Genomic DNA, 18922 nt, shown 5'->3' on the forward strand with positions numbered 1-18922 from the left:
GAGGAACAAACGATGAACTATAACAAACTTGCGGCATTTCCGGAGAACTTTTTGTGGGGAGCATCAACTTCTGCTTATCAGGTTGAAGGCGCGTGGAACGAAGATGGAAAGGGACCTTCAGTGATTGACGCCCGCGACAGCTATCCTGAGGGAACGACTGATTTTAAGGTAGCCAGCGACCATTATCACCGTTATAAAGAAGACGTTGCGCTGTTTGCTGAAATGGGCTTTAAAGCATACCGTTTTTCTATCGCCTGGACGCGCATTATTCCTGATGGCGACGGAGACATCAATCCAAAGGGGATTGAATTTTACAGTAATCTGATTGATGAGCTGCTCAAATATAAGATTGAACCGATCGTCACGATGTATCACTTTGATCTGCCGAATGCATTGCAGGAAAAGGGAGGCTGGTCAAAGCGATCTACAATTGACGCTTTTGAACGTTATTCGAAGGTGCTGTTTGAACACTTCGGTGACCGTGTCAAGTACTGGCTGACGATCAATGAACAAAACATGATGATCCTGCATGGAAGTGCGCTGGGCACACTTGATCCGAATCTGAAAAACCCGAAAAAAGAACTGTATCAGCAAAATCACCACATGCTGGTGGCACAGGCGAAGGCTATGAATCTATGCCATGAGATGCTGCCGGAAGCCAAGATCGGCCCAGCTCCAAACATTGCGCTGATTTACCCGGCATCTTCAAAACCGGAAGATGTTGTCGCAGCCTTCAACTACAATGCAATCCGCAACTGGCTCTATTTAGATATGGCGGTTCACGGGCGTTATAACACGACAGCTTGGGCATATATGAAAGAAAAAGGCTATACGCCAGTCATTGAAGATGGTGATATGGAGATTCTGCGATCTGCGAAGCCTGATTTTATCGCATTTAACTACTACACGTCTCAAACGGCGGAAGCAAGCAAAGGCGACGGCTCGGACGAAACAGCGCGCGGAGGAGACCAGCATTTGAAAACGGGAGAAGACGGCGTCTACCGCGGCAGCGCCAACCCGAACCTGAAGAAAAACGATTTCGGCTGGGAAATTGATCCGGTTGGCTTCCGTTCCACACTTCGTGAAATCTATGACCGCTACCAGCTGCCATTGATCATCACAGAAAACGGGTTAGGCGCTTTCGATCAACTCGAAGAAAACGATACGGTTAATGACGATTACCGGATTGATTATGTAAAGCAGCACATTGAACAAATTCAATGGGCGATTACAGACGGTGTTGACGTATTCGGCTACTCACCGTGGTCTGCGATTGACTTAATTTCCACTCACCAGGGCTGTTCTAAACGCTACGGCTTCATCTATGTCAATCGTGATGAATTCGACCTGAAAGACCTGCGCCGTATCCGCAAGAAAAGCTTTTATTGGTATAAAGAGCTGATTGCTTCGAATGGCGCGTCAATGAACTGATAGAAAAAATAAACAATTTATGAAAATAAATATATTTATGTAAATGATCCGAGCTCCTTGCCGATATGTATAGTATAAAATTGGAAAGGGGTTTGTATATGAAGAACAAAAAAATTGTTTCACTGCCTTTTTTGTGTACTGTGTTGCTTGTTGTTTTTAGTTTATGTATGAGTTCAAATGCTGCCTCAGCGCAAAGTGTGTTAAAAGATAAACCAATCATGGAGCAGCAGGAAAAACTGAAAAAACAAAAGGAAACTGAGGATGTTTCATTAAATCAAGCGAAGCAAGTAAGCCTTAAAACGGACAATAAAACAGAAAAGATGAAAGTGAAGAAGCCTTCGAATGAGAATGTTTTTAAAACAAGTTCCATGTACAACTCCGATGACCAGGTTTTCAATACAACCTCTGTCCTTGATGAAAATAATCCTGATGATATGTACTTTTTCAGTACTTCGTCAGATCGAACCCTTATCACAAGAATTCTTTCAGACAACAGCGATTACCATCTGAAATTGTATGTTGTCAATTGGGATACAGGAGAAGCTCAGCCGTCTAATATATCAATGGCAGCAGGGAACTTAGTGCTTTTAAAAGAGCTTCCCGCTGGTGATTATATGATCCGGGTTTACTCTGAAGGAACGACGGGAGATTCATATAACATTCAGTTAAATGCGAAAAACCCTTCAAATTATTCAAGTGTAAAATCGGTAACGTCTAATTTACAAGCCTTTGTTGCTGAGTATGGAGACGGTTCCGTTTATGCTAATGGTACACTGCTGTACAATTCTAATACGAAAACATCTTCATTAGACTGGGAAAGAGAATATTATTTTTCCTATGGAGGCGGGTATAATCAGCGCACCCATTCCATTTCTGATGTGAAGGTTAAAAATATTTCTGACCCTGTCACTTATCGTTCGAGTTATGCAAGTTCAAGCTCAGCCATCATGGTTTACTTAGACACAGGCACGCTTTTTATGCATCATGTATCAGCTTATCAGTCCGGGGTAGGTTATGATGATTCTTTCCTTGATACGTTAGGTAAAAAAACACCTAGAAGGCTTGATGCGGATGATCAGAACTATGGGGACCATATATTGATCGTTGATCTGAAAACCGGCAAAGCGATAGACTTTTTCAGTGTTTTAAATTACTACTATGCTTCAGGTGCTGAAAGCTTGCCTGTCATAAAATATATCAACTAAATTACCAAAAAAGGATTTCCGGCAGCGGAAATCCTTTTCTCACGTTAAAACGAAATAATCCCAATCAGCAGTGCCGCAATCGTCATCACAATGGTTGTTCCCACTGCCCATTTGATCGTGAATTTTTGATGGTCGCCAAAGCTGACGCCCGCCATTCCGACCAATAAATAAGTGGAGGGAACGAGAGGACTGAGCAAATGCACAGGCTGGCCCAGCAAAGAGGCTCTGCCGATTTCTGCGGCATCTATTCCGTAAGCAGCGGCGGCTTCCGTGATGATCGGCAGAACACCGAAGTAAAAGGCGTCATTCGACATAAAAAAGGTAAATGGCATGCTGACGATGGCTGTAATCAAGGGCAGGTGCGGGCCCATGGCGTCAGGGATGAGTGATACGAGAGAATGCGCCATGGCGTCTACCATTTTTGTGCCCGACAAAATGCCTGTGAAAATGCCGGCGGCAAATACCATGGAGACAACGTTTAACGCATTTCCTGCATGCGCTGAGATTCGCTTTTGCTGCTCTTTTACATTCGGATAGTTCACCATCAAGGCGATAGCAAATGCGATCATAAAAAGAACAGGAAGCGGGAGCAGGCTGGTGATCAAAGCGGCCATCAGCACGACAGTCAGCAGCAGGTTAAACCACTGGAGAGCGGGGCGTTTGAGCGGCGCAGTATCCGGATCGGAGGCGTGCTGGTGTTCAATTGAGATGACGCCGAGCCGTTTCCGTTCTTTTTTTCCTAGAATATAGGCTACGGCAAGCACCCAAAGAATGCCGGCAATCATAGCAGGAATCAGCGGAGTGAAGACTTCTGACGTGTCCAATTTGAGAGAAGCCAAAACCCTTGCAGTCGGCCCTCCCCACGGAATAATATTCATGACTCCCGACCCGAGCATTGCAATTCCCGCCAACACCAGCCGGTTCATGCCGAGCCGTTTGTATAGCGGAAGCATCGCAGCAATGGTAATCATATACGTTGTTGTCCCATCTCCGTCCAGCGAAATGGTCATCGTCAACACCGCTGTGCCGACAGCGATTTTTAATGGATCTCCTTTGACAAGGGATAAGATTTTGGCAATAAGCGGATCGAACAAACCTGAATCAATCATGATGCCGAAATACAGGATCGCAAATAATAGCATGATGCCTGTTGGAGCGAGGCCTGTTACACCCTGAAGCATCATATCGCCCAGGTCTTTGCCGAATCCGCTGATCAGGGCAAACACAACAGGAACGACAATCAAGGCAATAAGAGCGGAAAGCCGGTTAGACATAATAAGATACATGAAGACAATGATCATCACAAAACCAAGTATCGCAAGCACGATATGACCTCCCCCATTCAACAGCACAATTTTAGTAAGCGCTTCCACACTTCGGGAAGGCTTATTTCAAATATTTATGACCTCATGTTGACAAGTAGACCTAAAAACCTAGAGAGCAGATGAGCAGTTTATATGCAGATCGCCACGGGTAAATGTGCTGTAGAATGTTTATTTTTGAGATCTGGAATAGGAAAAGGGGGAGCAGACATGAGTGATGATCAAAACAAACGAGTCAATGAACACTCAAAAGACGAGCAGCTCGAACAGTACAGGGTCGATAACAGCGGAAAGAAAATGACGACAAACCAAGGTGTACGGGTGTCTGAGGACGAACATTCGTTAAAAGCCGGAGTTCGCGGCCCGACGCTGATGGAGGATTTTCACTTTCGGGAGAAGATGACCCATTTTGACCATGAGAGAATCCCTGAACGGATCGTGCATGCGCGCGGTTATGGCGTACATGGCTTTTTTCAGGTTTACGAACCGATGACAGAATTCACCCGGGCGAAATTTCTTCAGGACCCTTCGGTGAAGACACCCGTGTTTGTCCGGTTTTCAACAGTTGCGGGCTCCAAAGGCTCCGCTGACACGGTGCGTGACGCCAGAGGCTTTGCGACGAAATTCTATACCGAAGAAGGAAACTATGATCTAGTAGGCAATAATATCCCGGTGTTCTTTATTCAGGATGCGATCAAATTCCCGGATTTGGTGCATGCGTTTAAGCCTGAGCCGCACAATGAAATGCCTCAGGCCGCGACAGCTCATGATACGTTTTGGGACTTTGTCGCCAATAATCCAGAGTCGGCTCACATGGTGATGTGGACGATGTCTGACAGAGGCATTCCCCGCAGCTACCGGATGATGGAGGGCTTTGGCGTTCACACGTTCCGTTTTGTGAACGAACAAGGAAAGGCGCGTTTCGTGAAATTCCATTGGAAGCCGGTGCTCGGCGTGCATTCTCTCGTATGGGATGAAGCGCAGAAAATTGCCGGAAAAGACCCTGATTTCCACCGCCGCGACCTGTGGGAAACGATTGAAAACGGCGGCATTGTTGAATATGAGCTAGGCGTGCAGATGATAGATGAAGAAGATGAATTCAAATTTGATTTTGATATTCTTGATCCAACGAAGCTTTGGCCGGAAGAGCTTGTGCCAGTGAAGATCATTGGGAAAATGACGCTGAACCGCAATCAGGATAATGTATTTGCTGAAACTGAGCAAGTCGCATTCCACCCGGGAAATGTGGTGCCGGGCATTGACTTCACAAATGACCCGCTGCTGCAGGGACGGCTTTTCTCTTATACGGATACACAGCTGATCCGTCTTGGCGGCCCGAACTTCCACGAGATTCCGATTAACCGCCCGGTATGTCCGTTCCATAACAACCAGTACGACGGCTATCACCGTATGACCATCAACAAGGGGCCGGTCGCTTATCATAAAAACTCTCTGCAGAACAATGACCCGTCTCCTGCGTCAGCCGAAGAAGGCGGTTACGTCCACTATCAGGAGAAAGTAGAGGGCAGAAAAATCCGCCAGCGGAGCGACAGTTTCAATAATTACTACTCACAGGCAAAACTGTTCTGGAACAGCATGTCACCGGTTGAGAAAAAGCACATCATTTCTGCCTTTTGCTTCGAGGTCGGGAAGGTCAAAAGCAAAGATGTGCAGCGGCAGGTCGTAGATGTCTTCAGCAACGTAGATACTGTCCTGGCAGAAGAAATCGCCAAAGGAGTAGGTGTGGCGCCGCCGGCGAAACGCAAAGCATCAAAAGAAATCCTTACCTCACCTGCATTAAGCCAAGCCCGTACAGTGAAAGCAGCGTCAACGAGAAAAGTCGCGGTTCTCGCCGGCAATGGTTTTGATGAAAAAGAACTGCAAACAGTGCTGGATACCTTAAAACAAGAAGGGATCACAGCGGATATCATCAGTCAAACGCTGGGGTACATCACAAGCGGCGCCGGACAGCAGCTTGAGGTCAGCGGCACATTCCTGACGACAGACTCTGTTCTGTATGACGCGGTTTATGCCGCAGGAGGACCTGAATTAAAAGAAGATAAACAAGCGATGGCGTTTATCAGAGAAGCCTACAATCACTATAAGGCGGTCGGCGCGGCAAACGAAGGAGTTGACCTCCTCAAATCAGCTGTCGGCACAAAAGAGGGGCCGGGCGTTGTGACAGCAAAAGACGAAGATGATTACACCGGCTTTAGCAAAGCGTTTATCGAAGCAGTTGCCGCCCACCGCCATTGGGATAGACGAATTTGATTCGCTCCTGTATCTTAGAGGAAGATACTTTTCATAAGGAGCATGACATATGAACGAAAAACAGCTCGCAGAGGCTTACGAGCGCGACGAAAATATGATGATATTAGTGTTTGCCCAATGGTGTGTGAACCATGATCTTGATCCGTTGGAGCTATATGCCAAAGCATATCCGCAGCAAAAGCTGAATGAAAGCTTGAAAAAAACAGTGGAAGAACTGATCGTGCCGAAGAACGAGTCAGAACACATACCTGACCAGACCGTCATTGCGGTGTTAGAGATGTTTGGGAATATTGATTTGGCACAAGCGGTTCACGAAGTGATTGCCGGGCGTAAATAGTAAAAAAGAGACAATATATTGTCTCTTTTTTATTGGGGAAAATCGAGCAGATAGACCTAGAAACTTCTTTTCACTTCATCAGTCTATAAAAGTGTGCGTTGCAGAAAAAAGGGAATGATAAACAAAGAAGATCAAAAAGGAGGAGATTGTATGAAATGGAACAAAATGATGAAATATGCGGTAGCTGCTGCTGTTTTGCTTTTTAGTGTATTTGCATATGCGGCCCCATCTTTAAAAGCGGTTCAAGCGAAAACGCCGACTGTCAGCAGCCATACGTACAAAAAGATCAAGGAATTAAAGTATCCTCAGGTGCATCACTTCGGGAATGCCGCGTTTGAAAAAAACATCAATCAAGAGCTGAAAGCCTACATTGAACAATCGTATCAAGAATACCTGAAAAACAAAAAAGCCGGTGAACAGCAGGGCTTCAACGCGGAATATCAAACATCCTTCAGCGTCAAATATAATGCGGCAGGCAAGCTCAGCATTCAAACGCTCAATTATATCTATTCAGGCGGCGCCCATGGTTTAACGTCTGTTCAGTCCTTCAACTACGACTTGAACACACACAAGCGGGTGACACTGAATCAGATTCTGAATACCAAAACTAAAGTCAGCAAAACGAAAGATTACCTATACAGCTATATCAAAAAACATGACACGCTGTTTTTCCCTGATGTAAAGAAAGAGGATATTATCCTTAACCAAAACACAACGTTTTACTTTACGAAAAACGGGATCGCCATCGTCTTCGGCCAGTATGACTTGGGACCTTATGCAGCTGGAATCCGTGATGTGCAGGTGCCTTCCTCTGTTTATCAATAATCAAAAGAGCCATATCCTTAAAAAGGGATATGGCTCCATTTTTCTACCACACAAACAGACCGACAATCGCAGCACTTAGTAAAGATACCGCAATTCCGCTGACGAGCAGCTTCCACACGTTTCTCCCGATCACGGTTGACTTTTCGCCGTCAAGGATCGAGTTATACGTTCCGTAAATCATGCCGACAGTACTGAAGTTGGCAAATGACGTCAGGAATGTCGTCGCTACCGCAACTGTGTGAGGGGGCAGTGTTTTCAGATTATTTTTCAAGTCAAGCATCGCAACAAACTCGTTCGTTGCCAATTTCATTCCCATCAGCTGAGCGACATACATCGCATCGTGTACCGGCAGCCCAAGTAGGAATGCAAAAGGACTGAAGAGATAAGCAAAAATCGTCTGAATGGTCAGGCCGTGTACGAAAACACCAAGAATGCCATTGACTGCTGACGTTAACGCCACATATCCAATCACCATTGCCAAAATAACGATCACCATGTTCATGCCGACAAGCATACTGTTAGAAATCGTAGAGAAAAAGTCTTTTTTCTCTTCTTTAGGCGGCGTATAGATGATGTCTTCATCCTCCGGCACATGCACTGGATTCAGCAGGTTTGCGATAATCAGTGCGTTTAAGCAGTTTAAAGGAATCGCTGTAAACACGTATGTCGCCGGCACCATTGACAGGTAAGATCCAATAATGGAGCCGCTGATGCTGCTCATGCTCATTAAGCCGAATGTGAGCAGGCGGTTGTTGTTTAATACTGTGAGCTGCTGGCGAATGACTGCCAGAGCTTCTGTATTTCCCAAGAACATCATTTGAATAGAGAAAAAGCTTTCTAATTTCGGCAAGCGGGAAGCCTTTGAGATCACCCAGCCGATTTTATCAATCAGCCATGGCAAAATGCCGAAATATGTTAAGATGTCAAAGAATGTGACGATGAAAATAATTGGAAGAAGTGCGCTGAAGAAAAAGTCTACCGTTTCATTTGCCATCACAGAAGGGAAGGCAAACGCGATCCCGTCACTGGCACAAGCAATCAGCCAAGTGAAGAAATTTCCAATTTGTCCGATGGCCCAGCTGCCAATTTTTGTCCCCAGCATAAACCACGTAATCAAAAGCTCCAGAACAATTAACGTAATGATTGGACGCCACTGGATTTTCTTTTTCTGCGGGGAGCATAGGAACACAACTGCCATAATCACAATGAGACCGACAAGGTTTAATAAAAAGTACATGATAGCAACTCCTATGAGGTTTATTATGGAAATGAAAAAAGCCCTTATCCTTCACAAATTCTGGAAGTGCAGAAAGTGTGAAAAATAAGAGCAAACAGAAAAGAACTTGTCCTTTTCAACTCGTTCAAATTTATTCAAACTTTCTTGTAGTCTAGTTTTTTACGGTTACTAGGTAGAAACAATCAGACCATATTACTGATCATATACAAGAATGTCTTTTTTCTAAGATGATAGCAGTATTTTATCCTTTCACTTTTTGAAAATCAACCTTTTTAACTATTTTCAAAATAATAAATTTATATTTCGAAGTCGAGAAAATAAAGGTGAAGAAATGAATACATGCTGACCATCGGCTGTACTGTATGTCAAGGCAGCCTAATCAAAGGCTGATCAAACAATATGAAGCGGAGGAGATGATACAAATACCTGCAGATCAATTAACCTATGGTGATCACCTCCATTTTATGAAGCGCAACAAGCACATCAAAACGGATAAGCGAATCATGAATATCTCGTCAGCTTCCAGCTAAATATCTGCTGCCTTCACAAAGCTGCTGCAGCACGTCAAAAGCGGGGCTGAATTCATTTTCTAAAAGCATCAGTCTGGAGCAGGTGGATCAGCTGTATCCCGGATTGATTGATACCCGGCTGCAAACTGAAATCCGATCCGTTCGTAAAGAGGATTTTCCTGATGCTGATCAATTCATTCAGTTAGAGAAAGAAGGAAGATTGCAGTCTGCTTATTAATTGACCTTCTGAACAGTGAGGAGTTCGGGCAGCCGCCTCTCGGTGAGAATCTTGTTCCTATTTCTGGATGATTGTTGTATCATAATAGCGGGGAAACCCTCTATGCAGCAAAAAGGAGTTCTTTTTTATGATTATTCAATTCATTCGTTATAGATAATGACAGGTATAGACGACATTCCAGACCTGGCCAAAAAGTTAGATAGGCCCAGGTTTATTTGTCTATGCCTTTTTCATTTATTTAAAAACGAATGAATGAGGTGTTTTTTGTGTCAAACATAAAGAAGCATGCTGCTTATATGAATCAATTTGTCTCTCAATTTCAATGCCCGATTTGCAATTCTTCAATGATGGTCACATCTTGGAAAAGTTTGGTTTGTTTTAAGAGCGGGCATACGTTTGATATATCCCGGCATGGGTACGTAAATTTCCTGACAAAGCCGGTCAAAAGCAGCTATCGGGCGGGGCTTTTCGAAGCAAGAAGCCGGCTGATGGCAGAGTATCATTTTTTTGCACCGCTTCATCAGGCAATAGCTGACTTGATCAGTGACCGTAAGTCTGAAAAAGAGACGTTAACCATTTTAGACTGCGGATGCGGTGAGGGGACCCACTTGAAAGCGGTGTGCGATCTGCTTCAAGAAAAGAAAACAGTTCGCGGAATTGGGATTGATATTGCCAAGGATGGCATTTTACGAGCTTCAAAAAATAGTGGCGGAAAGCTGTGGGCCGTAGCCGATGTAGCTAATGCGCCCTTTCAAGACCGGCAATTTGATGTCATTCTATCGATTTTCTCACCTTCAAATTATGCAGAGTTTCACAGACTCCTGAAAAAAGATGGTTTGGTTATAAAGGTAGTTCCTCAAAGAGATTATTTAACAGAACTAAGGCAGGTTTTATACGCAGATTCAGAAAGACGAACCTATTCCAATACACCTGCAATTGAGCGCTTTACCACACATTTTCAGCTCGATCATCTGATGAGGCTGCGCTATACCAAAACGCTTCATCAGCAAGGCGTAGAATGGCTTCTGAACATGACACCGTTAGCCTGGTCCGCATCGGCTGAAAAAATCAACCGGTTTAGAAAAATGGAATCGGCTCAGCTGACAGTTGATGTCGATGTATTAATCGGAACGAAATGAGTGAAAGAGGAAAGCTCCCAAAAAGGAGCTTTCCTTTCTTGTTTTCCGCAAAAACGGAAATTTCCACTGGATTGGAATAGTTATCTCACATTTTCCGTAAATATGGAAAGGGAAAGGCTTGAAATGGTGTTCTGGCAACTGGCACAGAACTTGCATTAGAAATGACGGAAAGGGAGGGGATATTTTGTAAACGCTTTCCTTTTCTCAGACAAGCGGAAAAGAGGGATGTTTGTGGACATTATTATTATTCTTTTGGCTTTGGGTTTGCTGATGTTTGTCGCCTATCGGGGATTTTCAGTCATTTTGTTTGCTCCGATTTGCGCCTTATTTGCTGTGCTGCTGACAGATCCAAGCTTTGTGCTTCCTTTTTTCTCAACCATATTTATGGAAAAGATGGCGGGGTTTATTAAGCTGTACTTTCCAGTATTTCTGCTTGGCGCCATTTTCGGAAAGGTTGTCGAGATGTCCGGCTTGGCGGCTTCCATTGCGAAGACAATTGTCAGACTGGTCGGGGCGAAACGAGCAACACTCGCTATCGTATTGATGGGCGCCATTTTAACGTACAGCGGAGTCAGCCTGTTTGTTGTCGTCTTTGCTGTATACCCCTTTGCGAAAAATATGTTCAAAGAAGCTGACATCCCGAAGCGCCTCATACCGGGAACGATTGCTCTCGGGGCATTTACTTTTACAATGGACGCACTGCCGGGTACACCGCAAATCCAAAATGTAATTCCTACGACGTTTTTCAAAACAGACATTTACGCCGCCCCTTGGCTTGGTATGATCGGTGCGGTGTTTGTGCTGGCGGCAGGTATGTTCTACTTGGAATCGAGGCGCAAAAAAGCAGAGAAAACGGGCGAAGGCTACGCCGGTTTTCAATCGGAGATTTCTGCCGCGCGTGAGCCATCTGATCTTGCCCCGGAACAAAGCCCGCCGGTCTTAGAGCCTGACACAAGTAAGGTCCGGCACGCACTCGCTTTTGTTCCTCTTATTCTCGTTGGTTTGATGAACAAATGTTTCACCACGTTCCTTCCCAAGTGGTATCCGAATGAATTTGATTTTTCCGCCATAGGATTGGGAGAGTTCGGGAAACTTGATATCTCCTCCGCGGTTGCCATTTGGTCAGTGGAGCTGGCCCTCCTGATCGGAATCATCGCAACCATTTTGTTTGATTGGAGAAAAGTGTTTGGACAGCTAAAGGAAGGGCTGAATGAAGGGATCGGCGGCGCTTTGCTTGCATCGATGAATACAGGCGCCGAGTATGGTTTCGGCGGTATCGTTGCTGCGCTGCCGGGGTTTCATAAGCTGAGCAGCGGCATTTCACATACGTTTACGGATCCGCTTGTAAACGGAGCTGTGACGACAACAACGCTGGCAGGGATCACCGGATCGGCCTCAGGGGGAATGGGAATCGCGTTAAGCGCGATGTCTGATCAATATTTAAAAGCGATTCAGACCTATCACATACCGCCTGAAGTGATGCACCGGGTCATTTCAATGGCATCAGGAGGCATGGATACGCTTCCGCATAATGGGGCGGTAATCACCCTGCTGGCTGTGACGGGTCTGACCCATCGCCAATCGTATCGGGATATTTTTGCGATTACTCTCATCAAAACCGCCGCCGTATTTGTGATTATCGCGATTTACAGTTTGACGGGCCTTGTATAGGACAAACGAAAGGGGAATCAGATATGGGAAAAGTGCTGTCATCAAGTAAGGAAGCCGCAGAACTCATTCGGGAGGGGGATACACTGATCGCGGGCGGATTCGGCCTGTGCGGAATTCCCGAGCAGCTCATTCTGGCGATAAGGGATAAAGGGGTAAAAGATTTAACCGTCGTCAGCAATAATTGCGGAGTCGATGATTGGGGGCTCGGCCTTCTGCTGGCAAACAAGCAAATCAAAAAAATGATCGCCTCCTACGTTGGTGAAAACAAAATTTTTGAAAAGCAATTTTTAAGCGGAGAATTGGAAGTGGAATTGGTTCCCCAAGGAACGCTCGCTGAAAGAATCCGAGCAGGCGGAGCAGGCATACCGGGATTTTATACAGCCACAGGCGTCGGAACCACCATCGCTGACGGGAAAGAGCATAAAACCTTTGACGGACGCACATATGTGTTAGAAAAAGGAATTACTGGGGACGTCGCCATTGTAAAAGCGTGGAAAGCGGACACCATGGGAAATTTAGTTTTTCGGAAAACGGCAAGAAACTTCAATCCGGTTGCCGCCATGGCGGGAAAGATCACAATTGCCGAGGCAGAAGAAATTGTTGAGACGGGAGAGCTCGATCCCGACCACATCCACACGCCTGGTATTTACGTACAGCATGTTGTGCTCGGCACACATGAAAAGCGGATTGAAAAACGAACCGTTCGGCAAGCGAAGGGAAAGGAGGCGGCACAATGAAGGAAGCCAGAAAACGAATGGTCAAACGTGCTGTAAAGGAAATAAAAGACGGTATGAACGTCAATCTTGGGATAGGGATGCCGACACTTGTCGCAAATGAGATACCCGAGGGCGTGCATGTAATGCTTCAATCAGAAAACGGTTTGCTCGGGATCGGCCCGTATCCGCTGGAAGGAACGGAAGACCCGGATCTGATAAATGCGGGGAAAGAAACGATCACCGCCGTAACAGGCGCATCCTATTTTGACAGCGCGGAATCCTTTGCGATGATACGAGGCGGGCATATCGACCTGGCCATCCTTGGGGGTATGGAGGTTTCTGAGCAAGGGGATTTGGCGAACTGGATGATTCCGGGCAAAATGGTGAAGGGAATGGGCGGCGCTATGGACTTGGTCAACGGGGCTAAGCGAATCGTCGTCATCATGGAGCACGTCAATAAACATGGGGAATCGAAGGTGAAAAAACAATGCTCCCTCCCGCTGACAGGACAGAAAGTCGTTCATCGGCTAATTACTGATTTAGCAGTTTTTGATTTTGATAATGGACATATGACACTGACTGAGCTCCAGGACGGCGTCACGCTGGAAGAGGTATATGAGAAAACTGAAGCTGACTTCGCCGTAAGCCAGTCAGTCATCCGGCAAAAATCTTGAGCAGGAAGGTGTATGTCATGAAAAAACAAGTCGCTTTTGTGACAGGCGCAGCCGGCGGAATCGGATTTGAAATCGCAAAGGAATTCGCCCGGGAAGGCGCCGATGTCATTATTTCAGATGTAAATCCAAAAGCGTGCGGTGAGGCCGCTGCCAAGCTGAACGAGGAAGGCTTTAGCGCCACGGGCATTCCATGTGACGTAACAAAGGAAGAGCAAATCGCTGATATCGTCCATACTATCAAGACCCGATACGGACGTTTGGATACTTTGGTGAATAACGCAGGCATACAGCATGTCGCGCCGATTGAAGAGTTTCCGACAGAACGGTTTGAACAGCTTATTCGCGTCATGCTGACCGCGCCATTCATCGCAATGAAGCATGTCTTTCCCCTTATGAAAAAACAGCAGTTCGGCAGGATCATCAATATCGCGTCTGTGAACGGACTGGTGGGGTTTGCGGGAAAAGCCGCTTATAACAGCGCAAAGCATGGCGTCATTGGGCTGACAAAGGTGGGGGCGCTGGAAGGCGCGCCCCACGGGATTACGGTGAATGCACTCTGCCCGGGATATGTGGACACACAGCTTGTCCGCAATCAGCTGAGCGATCTTTCTAAAACAAGAAATGTTCCCTATGAATCGGTTCTGGAAGAGGTGATTTTTCCGCTTGTGCCGCAAAAACGTCTTCTCTCGGTGAAAGAAATTGCTGATTATGCCGTATTTTTGGCGAGTGAAAAGGCGAAAGGCGTCACAGGGCAGGCGGTCGTGCTGGATGGAGGCTACACAGCTCAATAATAGATTCTTGTATTCATAGGAGGCTCTCGTTTATCATAAGGTTGAAAGCGATTACAAAATGTGACGGGAGCGACAGGGAGATGAAACATTCTATTAAAAGATTACCCTTTGAATGGCTGGATGAAATCATCAACCTTGCGGCGGAATGTATTGTTGTGGTTGATCATGAGGGGAAAATTCTCTATATCAATCCGGCGTACTGTGACTTTCTTAAAAAAACAGAGGAAGAAGCGATAGGAAAACCCGTTCAGGACGTGATTGAAAACTCGAGAATGCACATCGTGGCGAAGACGGGGCGGACAGAGGCTGCCGCTATTCATCCGATTAACGGCAGCGAAATGATCGCCAACCGGTATCCGCTCTATGTGAACCAGCAGCTTGTAGGAGCGGTCGGAACCGTTATGTTTCGCAATCCGCAGGAATGGATGGATTATTCAAGAAAAATTAAACCCCTCCTCAATGAACTCAATTACTACAAAAATAGATACGAAAAAGAGCTTTTCAGTAAATATCATTTTGGCGATTTGATCGGAAACAGCTCTCTCTTTATGGAAGCGAAACGGCTGGCTGAACGGGTATCTGACAGCCAATCGGCCGTTTTGCTTTTAGGAGAATCAGGCACGGGAAAAGAGCTGTTTGCACACGCCATCCATCAGAACAGCCGCCGCCGGTATGCTCCCTTTCTGCGCGTCAACTGCGCCTCGATCCCAGAGCATTTGTTTGAATCAGAAATGTTCGGATACGAAGACGGCGCTTTTACGGGGGCAAAAAAAGGCGGGAAAAAAGGAAAATTCGAACTTGCGCATCAAGGAACCATTTTCCTTGATGAGGTAGGTGATATGCCGCTGCATATGCAAAGCAAAATCCTTCGCGTACTGCAGGAGAAAGAGATAGAGCGGATCGGCGCAAGAAGCCCGGTCCCAATAGATGTACGAGTGATTGCGGCGACACACCGAAATCTCGAAGAAATGGTCCGGGAAGGAGACTTCCGGCAAGACCTCTATTACCGACTGAATGTGATCAACATTCAAATCCCGTCCTTAAGAGAGCGCATAGAGGATGTAGTGCCGATCGCGGGGCTTCTATTAAAAAAACTTGAACGGAAATTTGGCTTTGATGGCTTGGAGCTTTCTAAAGAAGCAATTGCAGTGCTTCAGAGCTATTCTTGGCCGGGCAACATACGAGAATTGGAAAATGTCCTAGAACGGGCTGTCAACGTCCTCGACGGCAAACGAATCGAACCGAAACACCTGAATCTCACTCCTGAAGATCAACCCATCCAAAGAACAATCAAAATCCGGGAATATCAATCTATACAGCCATTAAAAGAGACAATCGCTGAGGCGGAAAAAAACGCGATCATCGAGGCGCTTGCCGCAGCAGACGGCAATAAAATAAAGGCAGCAAAGCTATTAGGCATAGGAAAAACAAGCTTATATGAAAAATGCAAAGCCTATCAAATTGAGCAGGCATAAAAAAACACACATGCCCCGCCAGGGAATCAAGTGTGTTTTTCTGTTCCTTATTTCCAAACATCGTTAGCGATCTCAACAACATGGCGCAGCTTCGCCCATTGCTGTTCCTCGGTCAGCTTGTTGCCTTCCTCAGTTGAAGCGAATCCGCATTGCGGGCTCAGGCACAACTGATCTAGGCTGACATAACGGGACGCCTCTTCGATACGGCGTTTTACTTCGTCCGGATGTTCAAGCTCACCGAATTTAGATGTCACCAAGCCTAGGACAAGCTGAAGATCAGAGCGTTTCACATAACGAAGCGGTTCGAATCCGCCTGAGCGTGAATCATCATACTCTAAGAAAAGCCCATCCAGATTCAAGCCGTCAAAAATGGTTTCCGCCGCCGCATCATAACCGCCTTCAGCTGTCCAAGTGGACTGGAAGTTGCCGCGGCAAATATGCATGGTAATGGTCATATCATCCGGACGGTCGGCAATTGCGTCATTGATCGACTTCGCAAACAGCTGGCGAAGCTCGTCAGGCGTTGTTCCGAATGCTTCCACTTGTTTCAAGCCTTTTTCAGATAAGAAAACAGCCCATGCTGTATCATCAAGCTGGAGGTAACGGCAGCCTCTGTCATAAAACGCTTGAATCGCTTTTTTATACGCTTTTGATACATCATGCTGGAAAAGAGCATAATCGTTTTTGTATGCATCCTTTTCCAATCTGCCGCGGAAAAAGAGCATATTCGGACTTGGAATTGTCATTTTTGGCGTTGCATCACCAGCGATGCCATGTAAAAATGAGTAATCTTCGAGCATTGGGTGATTTGAGAAATCAATATCGCCTGTTACTTTGATGCCGCGTGCTTTTGTCTGCACATTATGGAACTGAATACCCTGTTCAGGTATAAACGGCTCAACGCCATCCAGATTTTCAAGGAAATCAAAATGCCACCACGCTCTGCGGAATTCCCCGTCTGTCACGACGTTCAGGCCGGTTTCTTTTTGTTTTTCCACAATGCGGATGATTTCATCGTTTTCAATCTGGCGAAGCTGTTCGGCAGTGATTTCGCCGGCCGCCTTTTGCCGCCGCGCTTTTTTGACGGGCTCAGATCTCAGCAGGCTTCCGACTTGATCCGCGCGAAACGGCGTTTTTTTTCTCTGAAGCGATTGTTTTTGTTCTGCGGGTGTTGTTTGCTGTGACATGTTGTTCATTCCTTCTTTCCATTCGAATATAAAAAAGCTCTTCCTTTGGATAAGGAAGAGCTTGCGTGAACAATCTCAACCTTATCTTCTAGAGCAAAAATCTGCTCTAAAGGATTTAGCACCATTCTGTTAAACAGCGGTTGCCGGGTATCGCAGGGCCAGTCCCTCCACCTCTCTTGATAAGGAAAACCTTTTTATGAAATTTTCTGATAGTATCTATTATTCACACATTTCTCTTTTCTGTCAATGATAGATTATTTCCACACATCATTGGCAATGTCGACCACATGACGGAGCTTCGCCCACTGCTGCTCCTCAGTCAAAAGGTTTCCTTCTTCTGTTGAAGCGAAACCGCACTGCGGGCTCAAGCAAAGCTGATCTAAGCTGACAAAGCGCGCAGCTTCGCTGATTCGGCGTTTGACATCCTCTGGGTCCTCAAGTTCTCCGTATTTGGATGTAATCAAGCCTAAGACAATCTGCAGATCCTTGCGTTTGACAAAACGAAGCGGGTCAAAGTTTCCGGAGCGGTCATCATCGTATTCCAGGAACAAGCCGTCAAGGTCTAAACCGTCAAGAATCGTTTCCGCTACAGCGTCGTAGCCTCCAGATGCCGCCCAAGTTGAACGGAAGTTGCCGCGGCAAATGTGCATCGTGACCGTTAAGTCGTCAGGACGGTCCGCCACTGCATCGTTAATCGTTTTGGCAAACAACGCAGGCAATGTTTCCGGATCACCGCCGAGGGCTCGGACAACCTCTCTGCCTTTTTCTTCAAAGAAGAGAGACCATGACGTATCATCGAGCTGAAGATAGCGGCAGCCCGCATCATAGAAAGCGTTAATCGCTTTTTTGTACGCCTGGGCCAGATCATGAAAATATTCCTCCTGATCGGGATATACGCCTTGATCAGCTTTTTCACCGAAAAACAGCATATTCGGACTTGGAATTGTCAGTTTTGCTGTCGCATCTCCGGCAATGCTGTGTAAAAATTGATAATCGGCAAGCGCCGGATGGCTGGTGAAATCCAGTTTTCCCGTCACCTTAATGCTGCGGGCTTTTGTTTTCGCGTTATGGAACTGAATTCCTTCAGCCGGGATGAACGGTTCCACTCCGTCGAGCCCTTCCAGGAAATCGTAATGCCACCACGAACGGCGGAACTCTCCGTCGGTTACAACGTTTAGGCCGATTTCCTTTTGCTTTTCGACAATGCGGGTGATTTCTTTATTTTCAATATCACGAAGCTGTTCTGCCGTGATCTCGCCGGCCGCTTGTTTTTGCCGCGCCTCTTTTACTGGGGTGGATCGTAATAAACTGCCGACATGATCGGCGCGGAAAGGGGCTTTCTTTTGTTTTTCTGATTTCTGTGCTGCAAGGTTTACTTGTTGAGCCATATCATTCGCCTCTTTTCTAAAATGTTTGCTGCATGAAAAAAGCTCTTCCTTTGTGTAAGGAAGAGCTTGAACGATCAAATCTCTGCCTCATCTGCAAGAACGCGATGTTCTTAAGGATTTAGCACCATTCTGTGTAAAACAGCGGTTGCCGGGTATCATAGGGCCAGTCCCTCCACCTCTCTTGATAAGGTAAATCTTCTTATTGGATTTTCAATTATCTTAATATTAGTATTTTTGCATGAATTGTCAACAGTTTTTTAGAAAATTGACTTATCTTCACCGTCATACAATACCATATCCAGCACAATCGCGATGGCTGTGCAAATCAGCATTCCAATCTGGAGGCGATACGTATCACCCCAGCTGAGCCGCTTTTTGCTGATAGACATCCGCACATTCTGGCTGTAAATGTGAAAAGCATCTTTAAACGAAAAGATCCGTTGTTTCATCAATCATTCGATCATTACTGAAGTCTCCTTTTGTTTGGATAGGTTCCAGGAATAACG

At 46.0% G+C, this 18922-nt stretch carries 16 protein-coding genes, 1 pseudogene and 3 riboswitches; of the genes and pseudogenes, 12 read left to right on the forward strand and 5 right to left on the reverse strand.

The genetic code is table 11. The features are described 5' to 3' along the window. Window positions 1-12 precede the first annotated feature (12 nt). On the forward strand, window positions 13-1431 hold the full coding sequence (locus DIC78_RS11385) for a glycoside hydrolase family 1 protein (RefSeq protein ID WP_127696326.1): 1419 nt from the start codon (window positions 13-15) through the stop codon (window positions 1429-1431). 98 nt (window positions 1432-1529) lie between these two features. After that, on the forward strand, window positions 1530-2636 hold the full coding sequence (locus DIC78_RS11390) for a hypothetical protein (RefSeq protein ID WP_105954510.1): 1107 nt from the start codon (window positions 1530-1532) through the stop codon (window positions 2634-2636). A gap of 44 nt (window positions 2637-2680) precedes the next feature. On the opposite strand, the gene citH is transcribed toward DIC78_RS11390, so the two are convergent. After that, the gene (gene citH, locus DIC78_RS11395; protein WP_010332446.1) at window positions 2681-3961 is read right to left on the reverse strand and encodes a citrate transporter CitH; all 1281 of its coding nucleotides are present in this window, start codon (window positions 3959-3961) and stop codon (window positions 2681-2683) included. A 207-nt stretch (window positions 3962-4168) separates the two neighbouring features. Between citH and DIC78_RS11400 the strand changes: the two genes are divergently transcribed. From DIC78_RS11400 to DIC78_RS11410, 3 genes are all read left to right on the forward strand, one after another. Next, window positions 4169-6229, forward strand: a complete 2061-nt coding sequence (locus DIC78_RS11400) for a catalase (RefSeq protein ID WP_127696327.1) — start codon at window positions 4169-4171, stop codon at window positions 6227-6229. A gap of 49 nt (window positions 6230-6278) precedes the next feature. Further along, complete coding sequence (locus tag DIC78_RS11405; RefSeq protein WP_044160029.1) at window positions 6279-6566, forward strand: protein YxiS; 288 nt, start codon at window positions 6279-6281, stop codon at window positions 6564-6566. A gap of 150 nt (window positions 6567-6716) precedes the next feature. Further along, a complete protein-coding gene (locus DIC78_RS11410; protein ID WP_127696328.1) occupies window positions 6717-7391 on the forward strand; it encodes a DUF3298 and DUF4163 domain-containing protein in 675 nt (224 codons plus the stop codon). Window positions 7392-7434: 43 nt separating this feature from the next. Here the strand turns inward: DIC78_RS11410 and DIC78_RS11415 are convergent, their stop codons facing one another. After that, window positions 7435-8628 carry a NupC/NupG family nucleoside CNT transporter gene (locus DIC78_RS11415; protein WP_095712686.1) on the reverse strand — a complete coding sequence of 398 codons (1194 nt, stop codon included), beginning with the start codon at window positions 8626-8628 and terminating at the stop codon, window positions 7435-7437. A 127-nt stretch (window positions 8629-8755) separates the two neighbouring features. Then, window positions 8756-8857, reverse strand: a riboswitch (purine riboswitch). A gap of 383 nt (window positions 8858-9240) precedes the next feature. On the opposite strand from DIC78_RS11415, the gene DIC78_RS21995 reads away from it, so the two are divergent. The 7 genes from DIC78_RS21995 (at window position 9241) to DIC78_RS11445 (ending at window position 15841) form a co-directional block, all read left to right on the forward strand. After that, a complete protein-coding gene (locus tag DIC78_RS21995) occupies window positions 9241-9375 on the forward strand; it encodes a hypothetical protein (RefSeq protein ID WP_255002349.1) in 135 nt (44 codons plus the stop codon). A gap of 296 nt (window positions 9376-9671) precedes the next feature. Then, window positions 9672-10514, forward strand: coding sequence for a methyltransferase domain-containing protein (locus DIC78_RS11420; protein WP_127696929.1), 843 nt, complete (start codon window positions 9672-9674; stop codon window positions 10512-10514). A gap of 231 nt (window positions 10515-10745) precedes the next feature. Continuing rightward, window positions 10746-12185, forward strand: a complete 1440-nt coding sequence (locus tag DIC78_RS11425; RefSeq protein ID WP_106021886.1) for a GntP family permease — start codon at window positions 10746-10748, stop codon at window positions 12183-12185. 23 nt (window positions 12186-12208) lie between these two features. After that, window positions 12209-12922: a CoA transferase subunit A gene (locus tag DIC78_RS11430; protein WP_101864273.1), complete on the forward strand. Its 714-nt coding sequence runs from the start codon at window positions 12209-12211 to the stop codon at window positions 12920-12922. After that, window positions 12919-13575: a CoA transferase subunit B gene (locus DIC78_RS11435; protein WP_024123370.1), complete on the forward strand. Its 657-nt coding sequence runs from the start codon at window positions 12919-12921 to the stop codon at window positions 13573-13575. Before DIC78_RS11430 ends, DIC78_RS11435 begins: the two co-directional genes overlap by 4 nt. Before the next feature lie 17 nt (window positions 13576-13592). Continuing rightward, window positions 13593-14366 (forward strand): 3-hydroxybutyrate dehydrogenase, encoded by a 774-nt coding sequence (locus tag DIC78_RS11440; RefSeq protein ID WP_106019795.1) that lies wholly within the window; start codon window positions 13593-13595, stop codon window positions 14364-14366. Window positions 14367-14446: 80 nt separating this feature from the next. Continuing rightward, a complete protein-coding gene (locus DIC78_RS11445) occupies window positions 14447-15841 on the forward strand; it encodes a sigma-54 interaction domain-containing protein (RefSeq protein WP_101859850.1) in 1395 nt (464 codons plus the stop codon). A 47-nt stretch (window positions 15842-15888) separates the two neighbouring features. Here the strand turns inward: DIC78_RS11445 and DIC78_RS11450 are convergent, their stop codons facing one another. The 3 genes and pseudogenes from DIC78_RS11450 to DIC78_RS11460 all read right to left on the reverse strand — a co-directional run. After that, a complete protein-coding gene (locus tag DIC78_RS11450; RefSeq protein ID WP_127696329.1) occupies window positions 15889-17028 on the reverse strand; it encodes a 5-methyltetrahydropteroyltriglutamate--homocysteine S-methyltransferase in 1140 nt (379 codons plus the stop codon). A 78-nt stretch (window positions 17029-17106) separates the two neighbouring features. Continuing rightward, window positions 17107-17214, reverse strand: a riboswitch (SAM riboswitch). A gap of 68 nt (window positions 17215-17282) precedes the next feature. Further along, window positions 17283-18416: a 5-methyltetrahydropteroyltriglutamate--homocysteine S-methyltransferase gene (locus DIC78_RS11455; protein ID WP_106019946.1), complete on the reverse strand. Its 1134-nt coding sequence runs from the start codon at window positions 18414-18416 to the stop codon at window positions 17283-17285. A gap of 84 nt (window positions 18417-18500) precedes the next feature. Further along, a riboswitch (SAM riboswitch) is annotated at window positions 18501-18607 on the reverse strand. A gap of 66 nt (window positions 18608-18673) precedes the next feature. Beyond that, window positions 18674-18817: pseudogene (locus DIC78_RS11460) on the reverse strand (LURP-one-related/scramblase family protein); the annotation flags it as partial. Window positions 18818-18922 lie beyond the last annotated feature (105 nt).

Origin of the sequence: Bacillus halotolerans, assembly GCF_004006435.1 — a bacterium.
GTDB lineage: Bacteria > Bacillota > Bacilli > Bacillales > Bacillaceae > Bacillus > Bacillus halotolerans.

Bases quoted from the DNA above. Each gene is read 5' to 3' on its own strand.
- DIC78_RS11415 (WP_095712686.1), bottom strand. From the start codon at position 8,628: ATGTACTTTTTATTAAACCTTGTCGGTCTCATTGTGATTATGGCAGTT.
- DIC78_RS11410 (WP_127696328.1), top strand. From the start codon at position 6,717: ATGAAATGGAACAAAATGATGAAATATGCGGTAGCTGCTGCTGTTTTG.
- DIC78_RS11400 (WP_127696327.1), top strand. From the start codon at position 4,169: ATGAGTGATGATCAAAACAAACGAGTCAATGAACACTCAAAAGACGAG.
- DIC78_RS11450 (WP_127696329.1), bottom strand. From the start codon at position 17,028: ATGTCACAGCAAACAACACCCGCAGAACAAAAACAATCGCTTCAGAGA.
- DIC78_RS11430 (WP_101864273.1), top strand. From the start codon at position 12,209: ATGGGAAAAGTGCTGTCATCAAGTAAGGAAGCCGCAGAACTCATTCGG.
- DIC78_RS11405 (WP_044160029.1), top strand. From the start codon at position 6,279: ATGAACGAAAAACAGCTCGCAGAGGCTTACGAGCGCGACGAAAATATG.
- DIC78_RS11440 (WP_106019795.1), top strand. From the start codon at position 13,593: ATGAAAAAACAAGTCGCTTTTGTGACAGGCGCAGCCGGCGGAATCGGA.
- DIC78_RS11420 (WP_127696929.1), top strand. From the start codon at position 9,672: ATGAATCAATTTGTCTCTCAATTTCAATGCCCGATTTGCAATTCTTCA.
- DIC78_RS11445 (WP_101859850.1), top strand. From the start codon at position 14,447: ATGAAACATTCTATTAAAAGATTACCCTTTGAATGGCTGGATGAAATC.
- DIC78_RS11390 (WP_105954510.1), top strand. From the start codon at position 1,530: ATGAAGAACAAAAAAATTGTTTCACTGCCTTTTTTGTGTACTGTGTTG.
- DIC78_RS11435 (WP_024123370.1), top strand. From the start codon at position 12,919: ATGAAGGAAGCCAGAAAACGAATGGTCAAACGTGCTGTAAAGGAAATA.
- DIC78_RS11385 (WP_127696326.1), top strand. From the start codon at position 13: ATGAACTATAACAAACTTGCGGCATTTCCGGAGAACTTTTTGTGGGGA.
- DIC78_RS11455 (WP_106019946.1), bottom strand. From the start codon at position 18,416: ATGGCTCAACAAGTAAACCTTGCAGCACAGAAATCAGAAAAACAAAAG.